Origin of the sequence: Proteiniphilum sp. UBA1028 (assembly GCF_002316955.1) — a bacterium.
Lineage (GTDB): Bacteria > Bacteroidota > Bacteroidia > Bacteroidales > Dysgonomonadaceae > Proteiniphilum.
Map to the genome: position 1 here is coordinate 40,222 of NZ_DCEN01000031.1, position 16,006 is coordinate 56,227.

Below are 16,006 nucleotides of genomic sequence, written 5' to 3' on the forward strand. Positions count from 1 at the left end.
CTGCTGAAGGTGAGGTTGAAGTCCCGGTTGGAAAGAAAGAAAAGATACTTGCCGTCGCGACTGAACACCGGGTTGTCGTCGGAAAAAGAGGCATCGGTGACCTGTTTCCTTTCGGCTGTCGATAACCTGTAGAGCCAGAGAGCCGACTGGTAGTTGGGTGATGTTTTGCTGTAGGCAACCCAATCGCCGTCGGGTGAGAAGGCATAGTCCCTGATCTCATCGCCGGAAGCTTCGTCGATGACGGTCTGTCTGCCCGTGGAAACATTCACCAGCCAGAGCTTCATGGTGCGGTCGCTGTAGACCAGATGGGTATTGCGGGGAGACCACTCGGGAGCGTACTTCCAGGCTGAGGAGCCGCTGGTGACCTGTCGCGGCTGGGCGCCTTCCTTGTTTTCGAGCAGGTAAAGCTCGTACTCGCCCGTGACGTCGGAGTAGAAAGCAATCTGCTTGCCGTCGGGAGACCATGCGGGAGAGAGTTCCCGCACTCCCTGGGTGTTGGTCAGGTTTCTGATTTCGCCTTTTTCTGCAGGAACAGAAAAGATGTCACCACGGGCTTCAAACAGAACCCTTTTCCCGCTTGGGGAGAGAGCATAACTGCCAATAAAATCCGTCACATTTTTGAAATAGGGATGGAGGTTGGGATTATCGTAATGGATTGAGACGGCTACTCTTTCGGATTTTCCGGAAGTGAGGTCCAACACATAGAGATAACCGCCATTTTCGTATACCAGCCTGCCGTTATCACCGGAGGGCCACATCACGTCGAAGGCTGTGTGATGCGTTACCTGCACATTTTCGCCCGTTGTGGTGTTGTAGCGCCAGATGTTGAGGCGTGTATCGCGGTCGGAAGCATAGAAAATTTGGTCGCCATACCATACCGGCCATTGATCGGATCCTGTCCATTGGGTGATTTGCCGGGAGCTGTTGTTACGCAGATCGTAGCTCCACAGCTCGGTGGCGCGGCCTCCTTTATATCTTTTCCAGGTACGGAACTCGCGATCCACGGGCGTGAAGCAGAGCTGTGACCCGTCGGGAGAGTAGGTGGCGAAACCGCCGTTGACAATAGGCAGTGGTTCCTCAAAACCGCCTTCGATGCTTACGGTGAAATAACGTCCGTTGCGATCGCCAAAAGCGGTGCGGTTGCTACGGAAGAGAATGCGGCGGCTGTCGGGCGTCCAGTCGAGAACCACGTTGTCAAATCCGCCACGGGGTGGCATTTCGCCGACAGAGTTATAGAAAGTGAGTTGTCGAGCGGTACCTCCTTCGGAAGGCATTACCCATATCTGCCGGCTTCCGGAGTATTCGGCAGAGAAGGCAATCCATTTGCCGTCGGGTGATATTTTAGGAAACAGTTCAATGCCGGGGTGGGAGGTGACTCTTTTGGCGCTGCCACCACCGGCATCTACCGTCCATATGTCGCCTGCATAGACAAACGCGATGAGGTTTCCGTTAATGTCGGGATAACGCAGCATGCGGGCGTCGTCCAGAGCCGAAGCCTGCATCACGAAAAGGCTTGCCAGGATTAGTGTGGTTGTTTTTCGCATTTTTTGGTTTTTTGTTATCTGGCCAAATGTACAAATTTTTTCCATGGCTTCGTATTATCATCATGACTGAATAACAATTGAAAAGCTGTTCAGGAACAGCTTTTCAATATCTCTCTTGTCACATCTCCGGTCACATTCCGATTCTCACCATAGGCCACATTCCGTTCATTAAAGCGTCGGGCGATGGTTTCGATGGTTTTGTTTCCGATACCTTCTTCCGACAGGCGGGTAGTTAGTCCGAGTGAACGATAAAATTCTTCCGTCATTGCGATGGCTTTATCTACTCTTTCCTCTTCGGACCCATCCATAATGCCGAATACCCGTTCGCCGTACTGCAACAATTTTGCATGTTTCTGTTTTTTTAATACACGAAGCAGGCCTGGCATGACAATGGCCAGCGAGTGCCCGTGTGTGATGCCGTGCAGTGCCGTCAGTTCGTGTCCGATCTGATGGGTAGCCCAGTCCTGGGTAATTCCCATGCGGATGAAGTCGTTCAGGGCCAGTGTGGCGGCCAGCATGTAGTCGGCCATCAGGTCGTAGTCTCTGGAGTTCGTTTTGATCTTTGGTGCGATCTCCATGACAGACAACAGGACACCTTCAGCCCAGCGGTCCATGATGCGCGATTGTCCTGGTGTGGTAAGGTACTGTTCCAGCACATGCGTATATGCATCGGCCAATCCGCAGGCAATCTGATGGTCTGATAGGGAGTAGGTTACTTCCGGGTCGAGAATGGAGAATTGAGGATAATCACCACCGAAGCCGTATTTTTCCTGTGTTTCCGCTTTTGTAATGACCGCAGCACCGTTCATCTCCGATCCGGTAGCAGGGACGGTCATCACCGATGCAAAGGGGATTTGTTCTTCCGCAGCGCCACTCAATACAATATCCCATGCATCTTCATCAGCGACAATACCTGCCGCGATAAGCTTGGTGCCGTCGAGTACCGAGCCGCCGCCCACCGCCAACAGGTAGTTTATGTGATGCTCCTTTCCTCTTTGAATGGCTTTGCGAAGAGTCTCTACGTGCGGGTTGGGCTCAATGCCCCAGAATTCGATGTAGTTGCGTCCCTTGAGGGCCGATTTTACCTGATCGTAGACGCCATTTTTGGTGACACTTCCTCCTCCGTAGGTGATCATCAGGTTCACGTTGTCGGGTAACAATTCCGATAGCCTTGCTATCTCTCCTTTTCCGAATACCAGTTTGGTCGGATTTTGAAAAATAAAATTCTTCATGACTATATATTTTTTTTACAAGTTAGTTTAATTTCGGATAAATGAAGCATAATCGGGTTGAATCATTCTGTTAAAACGATTTTCATGGCTGGGTTGTTCAATTAAAAATAGGAAAAACCAGCTTTTTGGGGGACACTCGCTTAACAGTACGTGTTAAAATAGAGTTAGTGACACTGCCTCTACCACGTAATACTCATCGGGAAGAGACGACCCGAAGAGAGGCATTCTTGCTGAAGGCTTCCCGGAAACAGGTGAAGAGAGATGAGCATGGAAGTGTGAGAGTGGGCGTGAACATACATCTCTTTTATTTGTTCAACAAAGAAATTAAGGTGTAACGCTGGTACAGGAATGACTTGTCTCCGTGAATCAGGATATTACATCGGATGACATAACAACTTAGTCATAAACAATGGAAGCTCCCACGCGGAAAATCCGGGTTTTCAAACTGGATGAATTCAACTATCCGAAATTTCGTTCCAAAATCCTGGAACTTTACCTGCATGCTTTTACCACGGGCGAGTATGCGCAGTTTATTGATCCGCAAAAAGCGGAGGGTATGCTGGATGAGATGGCTCGAAAAGGCACGGGTGTCATGGCGTTCATCAACGGCAGTCTCTCAGGAGTGGCGCTGGCTTTTTCCTTGCGACATGACCAAGAGTTTCCTTCTGTTAAGGTACCTGAGGTCTCATTGGATAAAACCCTTTATATTGCCGAAGTGATAGTGCATGCTGACCATCGTGGCAGGGGAGTTGCCACTACGATGATCAGCGAGCTGCTCAGTCAGGCTGCGAAAAGTTATACCGACACAGTGATTCGCGTATGGGAAATGAACGTGCCTGCTCTGTCCCTCTACAAAAAAATGGGTTTTCGTCCCGTTGCCAGCATCCTGCAAACAAAACTGAATGCTCGCGGCGAAGTATTTGAAATGAGAAAAATCTATTTACACAAACCTTTAGTGATCTAGCCAGGTCATCGCTGAATTTTACGAAATCTATTTTATTCCATAATTGGATTCAAAGATGAATCATTAATTTATTTTTTATCACATAAGATATCACAACATGAATAATTTAATTGCAAAAACTATAGACTTGCGTTTGGGCAACCCAAGCGAAAAAAGGCAGGAAATACGTAATTATTTCCTGAAAACCTGGGCGATTGATGAATTGCTCTATACTCAGCTGAAATCGGATGAGGTATTTTATCGTAGGGGTGATCCATTGCGGCACATCATTCTTTTTTACCTGGGGCATACCGCTGTTTTTTTTATCAATAAGCTTTATCTGGCAAAAATTATCGATCGGAGGATCAATCCGAAATTTGAGTCAACTTTTGCTATTGGCGTGGATGAGATGAGCTGGGACGATCTGGACAATAATCACTACGACTGGCCATCGGTAGCGGAGGTGCGTGCCTATCGTGATGAAGCAAAGAAGGCCATTCTCGACGTCATTGACCAAACTACGCTGGAATTGCCCATTGGCTGGGATAACCCTTTCTGGATAATCATGATGGGGATTGAACACGAACGGATTCACCTGGAGACTTCCTCGGTGCTGATCCGTCAGTTGCCGCTTGAGCTTCTGACGCCGGGATTGTTCGGCATACGCTGTCCCGAAACCGGAGATGCACCCGAAAATGAGCTTATCCCGGTCGAGGGAGGCATCGTGAAGCTGGGCAAGCCCTCCGACCATCCGCTTTATGGTTGGGATAATGAATATGGCAATTACGAAGAGGAGGTCGCCAACTTTGCTGCGGCCAAATTTCTTACCTCCAACGCGGAATATCTTGTTTTTGTGGAAGATAATGGTTACGAGACACAGCAATACTGGACGGAAGAGGGATGGAACTGGCGGAATTTTAAACAGGCAACCATGCCGCTCTTCTGGCGAAAGGATGAGAGAGGGTATCGTCTGCGGCTGGTAGCTGAAGAGATAGAGATGCCATGGAACTGGCCGGTGGAGGTAAATTACCTGGAGGCAAAGGCGTTCTGTAACTGGAAAACCGCACGGACCGGCATTAGCTTCCGGTTACCCACCGAGGCGGAATGGTACCAGATGCACCGGGTGGCTTGTCTGACGGATGTGACCGAATGGAAGCAAGCGCCTGGTAACATCAACCTGGAGCATTTTGCTTCGCCCTGCCCGGTCGACAGGTTCGCTCAGGGGCCCTTCTTCGATGTGATCGGCAACGTGTGGCAATGGACCGAAACGCCCATCACCGGCTTTCCCGGCTTTAAGGTGCACCCGATGTACGACGACTTCTCCACGCCCACTTTCGACGGGAAACACAATCTGATAAAGGGCGGCTCCTGGATCTCTACGGGTAACGAGGCCACCATTCATTCCAGATATGCTTTTCGCAGACACTTTTATCAACATGCCGGGTTCCGCTATATTCAATCCGATGAATCCCCAAAGATACAATATGCCGAATACGAGACGGACGAAGAGGTGACCCGCTCCTGCGAAGAGAATTGGGGCGATTCCTTTGCGCCTGAACGAAGCCTGCCGCTGCAACTGGCCGACATGGCCCGAGATCTGCTGGTGGGGGAGGGCCATAAGCGGATATTGGACCTGAATGCAGATACAGGGCGACTGGCTTTTGAGCTGGCGCGTACTCATCTGGATGTGACAGCGCTCGACTTCACAGCACGTATGATCAGGGTACCTATTCAACTGCAGGAACAGGGATATATCCGCTATACCATGAAAGATGAAGGAGATCTGGTGTTCTACCGTGACGTGGTACTCGATGATTTTGAACTGACGGCGGTGAGGAACAGGATAATATTTATGCAGGCTGATGCCATGAACCTGAAACCAAATTATACAGGGTACGATCTAATCATAGCTTCAGCCCTCCTGGAGGAGCTGAGCGACCCCGGGTTCTTTCTGTCACAAATTCATACAAGGCTGAACGACAGCGGTTTCCTCTTGCTGGCCTCTTCTTATGCGTGGGATCTCCATAAAACAAAACGCGATAAATGGCCAGGTGGTTTCAAACAGGATGGCGAGCCGGTAACATCGCTTGAAGGCATTGAAAAAATACTGGAACCCAACTTTACCCTGCATGCAGAACCGTTGGATATTAGGAGGACCATCAAAAAGTCATCCCGCCTCACCACACAGGAGATGATGCAGGTGACCATTTGGAGAAAAATATGACGGAGATTTCGGTACTTGTTTTCACCGGATTGCCGTCGATGTGCGTGATCCCAGGCCTGGATCACGCTGTCCGTTCTTTAGCACATTGCATACATCTCTATTCATTTTGAACAACCCGGACATCATTTTGTTTTAACCCTTTTTATTTGCCCTTTAAGGCATTGTTAATTACTTTTGCACACGAAAATGAATATGAATAAGATGAAGCAATCTGATTGTTCTACATCACCTGCTTTTCTCCCCGACAGCATAATTTTTGATATGGACGGTACACTTTGGGATAATGTTGATACCTATGCCATATCGTGGACCCGGGGACTGGAAAAGCTTGGATACAGCAATAAGATTTCCAGGGATGATATACTGGGTTTGATGGGAAAAGAGGCCAGGCTGATGTTGAATACACTGGTGCCCGGATGGACTGCGGCAGATCAGGCGAGGCTGTTTGAGGCGGTCATTGAATCGTATCAGGAGATGCTGCCGGTGATGAAGCCGATTATTTATGATGGAGTATTGGAGGGGCTGGAGCGCCTTTCCCGCAGATATCCGCTTTTTCTGCTCAGTAATTGCGAGAAGGGAGGGTTGGTAAATTTTATGAACCATACCAAAACGAGGCATTTGTTTATGGACTATATGGAGCATGGGATGAACCTGCAACCGAAACATCATAACCTGAAACTATTGATTGAAAAGAATAAGCTGAAAGCACCCGTATACGTTGGTGATACCGATTCTGACAGCAACCAGTCGGCCATGGCGAACGTGCCGTTCGTCTTTGTAACCTATGGATTTGGAACGACAAAAAACTACACCAAACAATTCGATTCCTTCACGCAGCTGGTCAATTATTACCTCAATAACTGATATATGCAGTCGGCATTCATCTTAATTATTATCGCGGTTTACTTTGCTGTTCTGATGGTGATCTCCTACTTCACCAGCCGGAAAGGATCGGGTAACGATACTTTCTTCCGTGCGAATAAGTCGTCCAGGTGGTACGTGGTGGCCGTGGCCATGATTGGCACCTCGATTTCGGGTGTAACGTTTGTTTCTGTCCCGGGGATGGTGAGAAACCTCGACATGACTTATATGCAAATGGTTTTTGGCTTTTTCTTCGGATATCTGGTGATTGCGTACGTGCTGCTACCGCTTTACTACCGGCTGAACCTGACCACTATTTACGGATACCTGGATGTACGATATGGTCGAAAGTCCTATAAGACAGGTGCCTGGTTCTTCCTGCTCTCCAAAATCGTGGGAGCCGCTGCACGGCTATACCTGGTAGCATTTATTTTGCAAACGCTGGTGTTCGATGCCTGGGGCGTACCTTTCGTGGTGACCGTGATCGGGATCATCCTGGTGATCTGGCTCTATAGCTATAAGAGCGGAATCAAGACCATCATCTGGACAGACTGGCTGCAAACTATCCTTTTTATTGCCGCACTCATTCTTATTGTATGGCAGGTAGGTTTACAGATGAACCTCAATTTTGGTGAGATGGTGAGGGCCATCAGCGAGAGCCCTCATTCGCGTATCTTTGTGTTTGACGATTGGACATCTACGCAGTATTTCTTCAAACAGTTCTTCAGCGGAATGTTCATCACCATTGTAATGACAGGACTGGATCAGGATCAGATGCAAAAGAACCTGACTATCCGAACCCTGAAGGATGCACAGAAAAATGTTGTCTCTTACGGACTGGCCTTTGCGCCCATTAACTTTCTTTTCCTCTGCCTGGGTGTGCTTTTACTCATCTTTGCCGAACAAAATGGAATTATATTACCCGGCATATCCGATAACATCCTACCGGTGATTGCCAGTGAACATCTGGGGTCGGTGGTGCTGGGTACCTTTATCGTGGGTATTGTGGCTGCAGCCTTTTCGAGTGCCGACTCGGCACTGACGGCACTCACGACTTCTTTTTGTGTGGATATCCTGAATATGAAATCCACCTCCCAAACAAAAGAACAGGAAAAAAAAGACATCCATACACGCCGCATCGTTCACCTGCTTATCAGTAGCGTGTTTGTGCTAATCATTCTTCTTATTGAGGCGATAGGTTCAGATAGCATTATCAGTGCCATCTACAAGCTGGCATCGTATACCTATGGCCCGCTGTTGGGACTTTATTTCTTTGGGCTTTATACCAGGGTCAAGCCGGTGGACAACTATGTGCCCTGGGTAGCCGTAGCTGCACCGTTATTGTGTTTTGTAACTGAGGTGGCAATGAAACAATGGTTTGGCTATCAGGTGGGATATGAGTTACTCCTGCTGAACGGATTAATCACCGGTATGGGGCTCCTCGCCATATCGAAAGGGACGAGGCTTCGTGTGTGATTCCCATTCGCGAGTAGCTACCCAATAATGAAATCGCAATTTTCCACATCACAATTACCAAAAATATGATTATCAAATCAGCCGAATTTATCATCAGCAATGCCGATTACCGAAAATGTCCGCAGGATGGCAAGCTGGAATATGCCTTTATTGGCCGCTCCAACGTGGGGAAATCATCACTCATCAACATGCTCACCCAACGCAAAGGGTTGGCCATGACTTCCTCCACCCCGGGGAAGACTATGTTGATTAATCATTTTCTGATTAACGAAGAGTGGTATCTGGTAGATTTACCGGGTTATGGGTATGCGCGACGGGGAAAAGAGGGGAGAGAGAAGATCCGCAAAATAATTGAAGACTACATCCTGGGGCGGAAAGCGATGACCAACCTGTTTGTGCTGATTGACTCACGCCACGAACCACAGCCGATCGACCTTGAGTTTATGGAATGGCTGGGTGAGAACGAGGTACCCTTTGCGATCATTTTTACCAAAGCAGATAAGCTTGGCTCAGGCCGCTTTCGTATGAACGTGGATGCCTATAAGGAAAAACTGTTGGAAACGTGGGAGGAGCTGCCGCCTATTTTTGAATCCTCCTCTGAAAAAGGGGTGGGCAGGGAAGAAATTCTTGATTATATTGGTAAGATAAATAGAGATATTCACTAACCACCCGCCCGGCCGAAAGAGCCTCCCACAATATCGAGCAGTTCGTTTGTGATGGATTGTTGGCGTAGTTTATTATACTCCAGGGTAAGCTCGTCGATCAGATTATCGGCATTGTCGGTGGCAATCTGCATGGCTGTCATGCGGGCGGCATGTTCTGACGTGACCGAGTCTACGTGGGCCGTAAAAAGCTTTAATTTGAGCACCTTTGGAATCAGCTGTAGCATGATCGTTTCTGTGTCGGGCTCCACAATGTAATCGAGCATCGCCTCACCGGTTTCCCGTGGTTTCGGCTCAAAAGGAAGAAACGGTTCGTGCACCACAACCTGCGATCCCTTACTTATAAAATGGTGATAAATAAGCTCCACCCGGTCGATGGTGCCTTTCCTGTACAATCCCATCAGCTCTGCTGCGATCTTTTGAGCATCCTGATAGCGGGGCTTCTCGCTGATGTCGCTGTAGTTTCCCTGCACCGTTAGTCCCAGTTTACGGGTAGCCTTGGCTACCTTCTCTCCGACGGGATAAACCACGATCTTCTCTTTTCCTAGCGAAAGCCACTTGCCGGCAACTTCTTCCAATTTGCCGGATATGTTTTCGTTAAACCTCCCTGCAAGGCTTGAATTGGATGAAAAAGCCACTATGGCTACACGCTGCACGGGGCGCTGTTGGGTGAAGGGCGAAGGGTTATCCTGTTCGTCGTGTAGAAAATGTTCCAGCAGCTGACTTAACTTACCGGCATACGGATAGAGGTTTTGAATGATGTTCTGCGTCTTTCTTAACTTGGCCGACGAAACCATCATCATGGCCGATGTAATCTTTTGTGTGGATTTCACCGACTGGATCCTGCTTTTTATCTCCTTTAATTCTGCCATTTCACTATACCTTCATCGCTTTAATGGTGTCTGTTGCCACAGTTTCAATGATTCTGCCAATCTCGTCGTTTATTTCGCCCTCCCTCAGCCGGTCCAGAACATCGTGGCGGTGACTCAATTCCAACCGGGAAAGAAACTCTTTCTCGAACTGAGGTACCTGATCAACAGCAATATCTTTCATTAACCCGCGTGTGCCGCAGTAAAGAATGGCAATCTGCTGTTCAACACTTATGGGGCTGTGTACCGGCTGCACGAGCAACAGTTCGTTCTTTCGTCCTTTGTCGATGGTCATGGCCGTAACCGGATCCATATCACCTCCAAACTTGGCGAAAGCTGCCAGCTCCTGGTACTGTGCCTGATCAATCTTTAACGTACCGGCTACTTTCTTCATCGCCTTTATCTGTGCGTTTCCACCCACACGCGAGACAGAAATACCCACGTTAATGGCCGGACGGATCCCTTTATTATAAAGGTCGGTTTCCAGAAAGATCTGTCCGTCGGTAATAGAAATCACATTGGTGGGGATATAGGCCGATACGTCCCCTGCCTGGGTTTCTATAATGGGAAGGGCGGTAAGCGAGCCTCCTCCCTTCGCCTTCGCCTTTAAACTTTCGGGTAGGTCGTTCATGCTGATGGCCACTTCTTCCTGCGAAATGATGTTGGCAGCGCGCTCCAGCAGTCTTGAATGAAGGTAAAAGATATCGCCCGGATAAGCTTCACGGCCCGAAGGGCGACGCAGGATGAGCGATACTTCCCGGTATGCCACAGCCTGCTTTGAGAGGTCGTCGTACACCACCAGGGCATGTCGACCCGTATCGCGGAAGTATTCGCCGGCAGCAGCACCGGCAAAAGGCGCTATATAGCGCATGGCAGCTGAGTCGGAACCGCTTGCAGCAATCACAATCGTATAGTCCATGGCTCCCTTTTCGGCGAGAGTTTTTACGATGGATGCCACGGAGGAACCTTTCTGCCCTATTGCCACATAAATGCAATAAACCGGATCACCTTCCTCAAAGTTTTTTCGCTGGTTGAGTATGGTATCAATGGCAATACTGGTTTTACCGGTCTGGCGGTCGCCAATAATCAGCTCTCGCTGGCCGCGGCCGATGGGAATCATGGCATCCACTGCTTTTAAGCCGGTCTGCAAGGGCGTGTTGACCGGTTGACGAAAAACAACACCCGGTGCCTTTCGTTCCAGCGGCATCTCTACCACTTCTCCTTGTATAGGTCCCTTGCCGTCAATCGGGTTGCCAATCGGGGAGATCACCCGCCCGAGCAGCCCTTCACCCACAAAAATGGAGGCCACCCTTCCGGTACGTTTTACGGTGTATCCCTCTTTGACATCACTCGATGTGCCCAAAAGAATAGCTCCTACGTTATCATCTTCCAGGTTCATCACGATGGCCTGCATGCCATTATCGAACTCCAGCAATTCGTTTGCTTCCGCGTTGCGAAGTCCGAAAATACGTGCCACGCCATCACTCACGCTAATGACAACTCCGGTTTCGTCGTACTTCACGTCGGTGTCGATCCCTTCCAGCTGCCTGCGAAGAATCTCCGATACCTCGCTTATTTTTATTACATTATCTGCCATTATTCCTGTCTCTTAGACTGTTCTCTTCTACTCCTCTCAATTTACTCCTGATGCGGGTGAGTTCACCCGAAATGCTTGCATCCCACCGGTTATCTCCCAAGGTCAATACAAAACCGCCAATAATGCCGGGATCAACCTCAGGCTCCACTTCAACACTCCCTCCGGCAATCTGTTGAATGCGTTGAATGAACTGTTTTTCCCGTTCCGGGTCGATGGGAACCGCCGTGACCAGTTTGCCGCATTGGATGTGGTACCTCTCCCGGTACATATCAATGAAGCGAAGAGCAATATACTGAAAGAGCTCCTCTCGCCTGTTCTTGAAGACAAGATCGATCGTTTTGTCGAGCGACGACGGCAAGTTGCCGCCACAAGCGGCTGCAATGACGTCCTTCTTGTCCCGGACAGATATAGAGCGATTTTGTAAAGTATGGCGCAATTTGGGGGTCTGCATGAACATCCCGGAAAAGATCTTCATGGCATGGTATACCTCCTGCTGCTGATCCAACGAAATGGCATATTCCAGCAATGTATAGGCATAGCGTGAAGAAATCAGTCCTATATTCATTTAACTCAAGATTTAGAGATGTTTATTTCTTCCAGCAGGCGGTCAATCATCCCCATCTGTGCTTCTTTTGTCCCCAGCTTCTCCCGCAGAATTTTTTCTGCTACGTACAAGGACAGGGATGCGGTTTCGTCGCGGATAGAACGCAATGCCTTCTCTTTTTCGGCTTGTATCTGTTTGCGTGCTTCGGCAATCATTTTGTCAGCCTCCTGACGGGCCTCTTCCCGTGCCTTTTCAATCATTTGTTCACGGAGCAGAGAAGTCTCCTTCATGATGGTTGCCTGTTCCTGCCTTGTGCTGGCCAGTAACGCCTCGCTGGTTTGTTTCACATTGGCCAGCTCCTCGTGTGCTTTTTGGGCCGACGCAAGTGATTCTTCGATATAGTTTTTCCGCTTGTCCACCATCTGCAGGATGGCCGGAAATCCGAATTTCGTCAGCACAAGCAGGACAATGCCGAAGGAAATCAACATCCAAAAAAGTAAACCAGGTTCGGGGTTTAGCAACGACATACAACTAATTTATTTATTGTAAAATAAAACCACAAACTACTACGGCAAACAGGGCTACTCCTTCAATCAGCGCTGCAGCAATAATCATATTCATCCGGATGTCGGGAGCCGATTCAGGTTGACGGGCAATGCTTTCCATGGCGGAACTACCGATTTTTCCAATGCCGTAGCCGGCGCCAATGGCGGCTAGTCCAATACCCAAAGCGGCTCCCAGTGAACCCAGGCTCGCACTGCCTGCAGCCTGTAATAGTACGGTAAGTAATGTCATAATGTTTCTATTTAATGTTTGTTGTGAATATAATAATTTCTTTCTGATTTGTTCAATTTGACCTCCCCCCGGCATTTTTTAATCCGGCATGTTGCTCTCCAGGACGGCCGTATGTTTTGCATGCGTTTCCGGCCGTGCCTGACCAATAAACACAGCCGAGAGCAACGTAAATACATAGGCCTGGATATAGGCAATCAACAGTTCCACAAAATTGATGAACACCGTGAAGATCACTGAAAGTACCGTCATGGAGGCATTGACTGCCGTGCCCATGCTTACGGTTACGAAGATAAGCATTGTGAGCCCCAGCACGATGGAGTGCCCTGCCATGATGTTGGCAAAAAGACGAATCATCAAGGCAAAGGGTTTTGTCAATGTGCCTACCAGTTCAATTACCGGCATCAATGGAATGGGTACCTTCAGCCAGACCGGCACGTCCGGCCAAAGGATATCTTTGTAATATTCTCTTTTGCCCGTGAGGTTTACAATGAGAAAAGTGGCTACTGCGAGCACCAGGGTCACGGCAATGTTACCCGTTACGTTAGCTCCCCCGGGAAAGAGAGGAATCAATCCCAAAAGGTTGTTCGTAAAGATAAAAAAGAACACGGTGAGCAGATAGGGGGCATATTTTTTATAATCTTTCCCAATTGAAGGCTTGATGACATCATCGTGTACCGACATGATAAACATTTCCATCATCCCGGCAAATCCCTTTTTGGGTTTGAACGGATCTTTTCGTAGTGACCGGGACAGGGACATCACGATAATCATCAACAGCAGAGAACTAAACAAGAGGGAGGCGGCATTTTTGGTGAGCGAGAGATCCAATGGTCGCACGGTCTCACCAGAAGCGTTAGTCTCAACGATTTTGCCTTTGTATGCTCCTCCGGATGCAATTTGAAAATTTTTATAACTGCTATTTCCATGCTGTAAACGGGCTGAGCTGAACAAGTGCCAGCCGGAGTTTTTGCTGTAAACAATGACGGGCAATGGAACAGTCAGGCGTCTTTCGCCGTCACTGACAATTTGCCATTCGTATGTGTCGGCAAGATGTTCCAAAATGAACTCCTTCACATCGAGCTCCTTCGGTGCAGCGGTGTTGCTTGCAGCATCTCCCGGAAGAGGTGTGACAAAGAGGCCAATAACCGTCAAAAGGCAATATGTAAATAGCTTGTGCATAAGCGTTCATTGATCAATCCGCTCCCGGGGAGGCTTTTCCTGATCTTTTTTATATTTGAAATATTTTTCCATCCACAAATAGATATTGGTTTCCCAAATCAAGTTGATCAGATAGAAAATGATAAAAATTATGGCAAAATTTCGGATGTTGGTTTTGTCGAAAATCCAGTATACAAGGATGATGAAAAACGACACAAAAATCTTGATCATCCGCATCAGCATATAGGTATTCACAGCCCCGGCTGGTTTATCGGGAGAGGAATGTTTGAAAATGTAGATGGAAATTAATCCCATGACATAAAAAAACAGGGGTACAAGGATGTAGCCGTCTACCAATACTTCGGGGAAAAACTTTTTCAGGATGATCCACATGCCAAATCCCGTGATAAGCAACATGGATGTGTGGAGAATTAAAAAATATCGGATCAGCTTTTTCATAGGCCTTTAATTGAGTCAAGACATACGGTAACCTTATTGTGGTTTATTTCCACAAAACCGTCCACCACTTCCATTTCCTGGATGCGACCCTCCGCCGTAAAGGAGAGCATCCCTTTTTTGAGCGAAGAGATAATGGGGGCGTGGTTATTCAAAATCTGGAACGAACCAAGCGTGCCCGGCAGGGTGATCGAATCTACTTCGCCGCTGTAAAACGTTGTTTCGGGTGTGAGAATCTCCAGATACATGGTGCTGCCCTTTATTGTTTTTAATTGATTGCAGATGATTCTTATTTGCTTTGTTCCATGAGTTTGTCTCCTTTTTCTATGGCTTCTTCTATCGTTCCCACGTTCATGAAGGCCGACTCTGGATAATGATCCAACTCACCATCAAGGATCATTTTAAATCCTTTGATTGTGTCCGCGATGGAAACCATGACACCGGGTTGTCCGGTATATTGTGCTGCCATGAAAAATGGCTGAGAGAGGAACCGTTGTACTTTCCGGGCACGGTTCACCGTCAGCCGGTCTTCGTCCGACAATTCCTCCATTCCCAGAATGGAAATAATATCTTGCAGCTCCTTGTATCGTTGTAGTATTTGTTTCACCCGCATGGCAGTGTTGTAATGATCTTCCCCCACAATAAGCGGATCGAGGATGCGTGACGACGATTCCAGCGGGTCTACAGCCGGGTAGATACCCAATGCCGCAATTTTTCGACTGAGTACGGTGGAAGCGTCCAGGTAGCTAAATGTAGTGGCAGGTGCCGGGTCGGTGAGATCATCGGCCGGGACGTATACGGCCTGCACCGAGGTGATGGATCCATATGTGGTGGAGGCGATGCGCTCCTGCAATGTACCCATTTCGGATGCCAGCGTGGGCTGATACCCCACGGCCGAAGGCATACGCCCAAGCAGGGCTGATACTTCAGATCCTGCCTGTACAAAGCGGAAGATGTTGTCGATAAAAAGTAATATGTCACTCCCCACACCACCCTGATCACGAAAAGCCTCGGCCACTGCCAGTCCTGTGAGGGCCACCGATGCACGGGCTCCGGGTGGTTCATTCATTTGGCCGAAAACCAATGTGGCTTGCGATTTCTGCAACTCCTCGTAATCCACTTTGCTCAAATCCCATTTACCTTCTTCCATCCCTTTTTTAAACTCCTTGCCGTACCTGATGACACCGGACTCAATCATTTCCCGTAAGAGGTCGTTTCCCTCACGGGTACGTTCGCCCACGCCGGCAAAGACAGAGTAGCCGTTGTGTCCTTTGGCAATATTGTTGATCAGCTCCATGATGATGACGGTCTTGCCTACGCCGGCACCGCCGAACAAACCGATCTTGCCTCCCTTCAGATAAGGCTGGAGCAGGTCAATCACCTTGATGCCGGTAACCAGCACTTCTTCCGATGTGGTGAGGTCTTCAAATTTAGGTGCTTCCCGGTGGATGGGATATTGATTTTCGCGATCAAGCTTCGATAGTCCGTCAATGGGTCGGCCAACTACATTCAGTAGCCTGCCTTTTATCTGGTCGCCTACCGGCACACTGATGGGCCGTCCTAGTGCTCTCACCGGCAGGCCACGGCTAAGTCCGTCGGTACTCTCCATGGCTACGGTACGGACAATATTTTCGCCGATATGTTG

The 16,006-nt window shown here is 48.6% G+C and carries 16 protein-coding genes; 5 read left to right on the plus strand and 11 right to left on the minus strand.

Annotation, left to right across the window (positions count from 1 at the left end; translation table 11 throughout):
- Positions 1-1,544, minus strand: a 1,544-nt coding sequence (locus tag B3Z75_RS04230; protein WP_414702858.1) for a S41 family peptidase, incomplete at its 3' end; no start/stop codon positions are given.
- Positions 1,545-1,633: 89 nt separating this feature from the next.
- Positions 1,634-2,776, minus strand: a complete 1,143-nt coding sequence (locus B3Z75_RS04235) for an iron-containing alcohol dehydrogenase (RefSeq protein WP_294068096.1) — start codon at positions 2,774-2,776, stop codon at positions 1,634-1,636.
- A gap of 409 nt (positions 2,777-3,185) precedes the next feature.
- Here B3Z75_RS04235 and B3Z75_RS04240 point away from each other — a divergent pair, with 409 nt between their 5' ends.
- From B3Z75_RS04240 to yihA, 5 genes are all read left to right on the plus strand, one after another.
- The gene (locus tag B3Z75_RS04240; protein ID WP_294068098.1) at positions 3,186-3,740 is read left to right on the plus strand and encodes a GNAT family N-acetyltransferase; all 555 of its coding nucleotides are present in this window, start codon (positions 3,186-3,188) and stop codon (positions 3,738-3,740) included.
- Between the two features lie 97 nt (positions 3,741-3,837).
- Positions 3,838-5,943, plus strand: a complete 2,106-nt coding sequence (ovoA, locus tag B3Z75_RS04245) for a 5-histidylcysteine sulfoxide synthase (protein WP_294068100.1) — start codon at positions 3,838-3,840, stop codon at positions 5,941-5,943.
- Positions 5,944-6,204: 261 nt separating this feature from the next.
- On the plus strand, positions 6,205-6,807 hold the full coding sequence (locus tag B3Z75_RS04250) for an HAD family hydrolase (protein WP_294068102.1): 603 nt from the start codon (positions 6,205-6,207) through the stop codon (positions 6,805-6,807).
- A 3-nt stretch (positions 6,808-6,810) separates the two neighbouring features.
- Positions 6,811-8,280, plus strand: a complete 1,470-nt coding sequence (locus tag B3Z75_RS04255; RefSeq protein WP_294068104.1) for a sodium:solute symporter — start codon at positions 6,811-6,813, stop codon at positions 8,278-8,280.
- Positions 8,281-8,345: 65 nt separating this feature from the next.
- Entirely contained in the window at positions 8,346-8,945 is a 600-nt protein-coding gene (gene yihA / locus B3Z75_RS04260) for a ribosome biogenesis GTP-binding protein YihA/YsxC (protein WP_294068106.1), read from the plus strand.
- Here the strand turns inward: yihA and atpG are convergent.
- From atpG to atpD, 9 genes are all read right to left on the minus strand, one after another.
- Positions 8,942-9,814 (minus strand): ATP synthase F1 subunit gamma, encoded by an 873-nt coding sequence (atpG, locus tag B3Z75_RS04265; RefSeq protein ID WP_294068108.1) that lies wholly within the window; start codon positions 9,812-9,814, stop codon positions 8,942-8,944. The genes yihA and atpG overlap by 4 nt on opposite strands.
- A gap of 4 nt (positions 9,815-9,818) precedes the next feature.
- Entirely contained in the window at positions 9,819-11,408 is a 1,590-nt protein-coding gene (atpA, locus tag B3Z75_RS04270; RefSeq protein ID WP_294068110.1) for a F0F1 ATP synthase subunit alpha, read from the minus strand.
- Entirely contained in the window at positions 11,398-11,973 is a 576-nt protein-coding gene (locus B3Z75_RS04275) for a F0F1 ATP synthase subunit delta (protein WP_294068112.1), read from the minus strand. The genes atpA and B3Z75_RS04275 overlap by 11 nt, the downstream gene beginning before the upstream one ends.
- Positions 11,974-11,978: 5 nt before the next feature.
- On the minus strand, positions 11,979-12,479 hold the full coding sequence (gene atpF / locus B3Z75_RS04280; RefSeq protein ID WP_294068114.1) for a F0F1 ATP synthase subunit B: 501 nt from the start codon (positions 12,477-12,479) through the stop codon (positions 11,979-11,981).
- 13 nt (positions 12,480-12,492) lie between these two features.
- Entirely contained in the window at positions 12,493-12,747 is a 255-nt protein-coding gene (gene atpE, locus B3Z75_RS04285; RefSeq protein ID WP_294068116.1) for an ATP synthase F0 subunit C, read from the minus strand.
- Positions 12,748-12,825: 78 nt separating this feature from the next.
- Positions 12,826-13,926, minus strand: a complete 1,101-nt coding sequence (atpB, locus tag B3Z75_RS04290; protein WP_294068118.1) for a F0F1 ATP synthase subunit A — start codon at positions 13,924-13,926, stop codon at positions 12,826-12,828.
- 6 nt (positions 13,927-13,932) lie between these two features.
- Entirely contained in the window at positions 13,933-14,364 is a 432-nt protein-coding gene (locus B3Z75_RS04295) for a hypothetical protein (RefSeq protein ID WP_294068120.1), read from the minus strand.
- Positions 14,361-14,609: an ATP synthase F1 subunit epsilon gene (atpC, locus tag B3Z75_RS04300; protein ID WP_294068122.1), complete on the minus strand. Its 249-nt coding sequence runs from the start codon at positions 14,607-14,609 to the stop codon at positions 14,361-14,363. The genes B3Z75_RS04295 and atpC overlap by 4 nt, the downstream gene beginning before the upstream one ends.
- Positions 14,610-14,650: 41 nt before the next feature.
- Positions 14,651-16,006: F0F1 ATP synthase subunit beta (atpD, locus tag B3Z75_RS04305; RefSeq protein WP_294068124.1), on the minus strand; the 1,356-nt coding region annotated here is incomplete at its 5' end.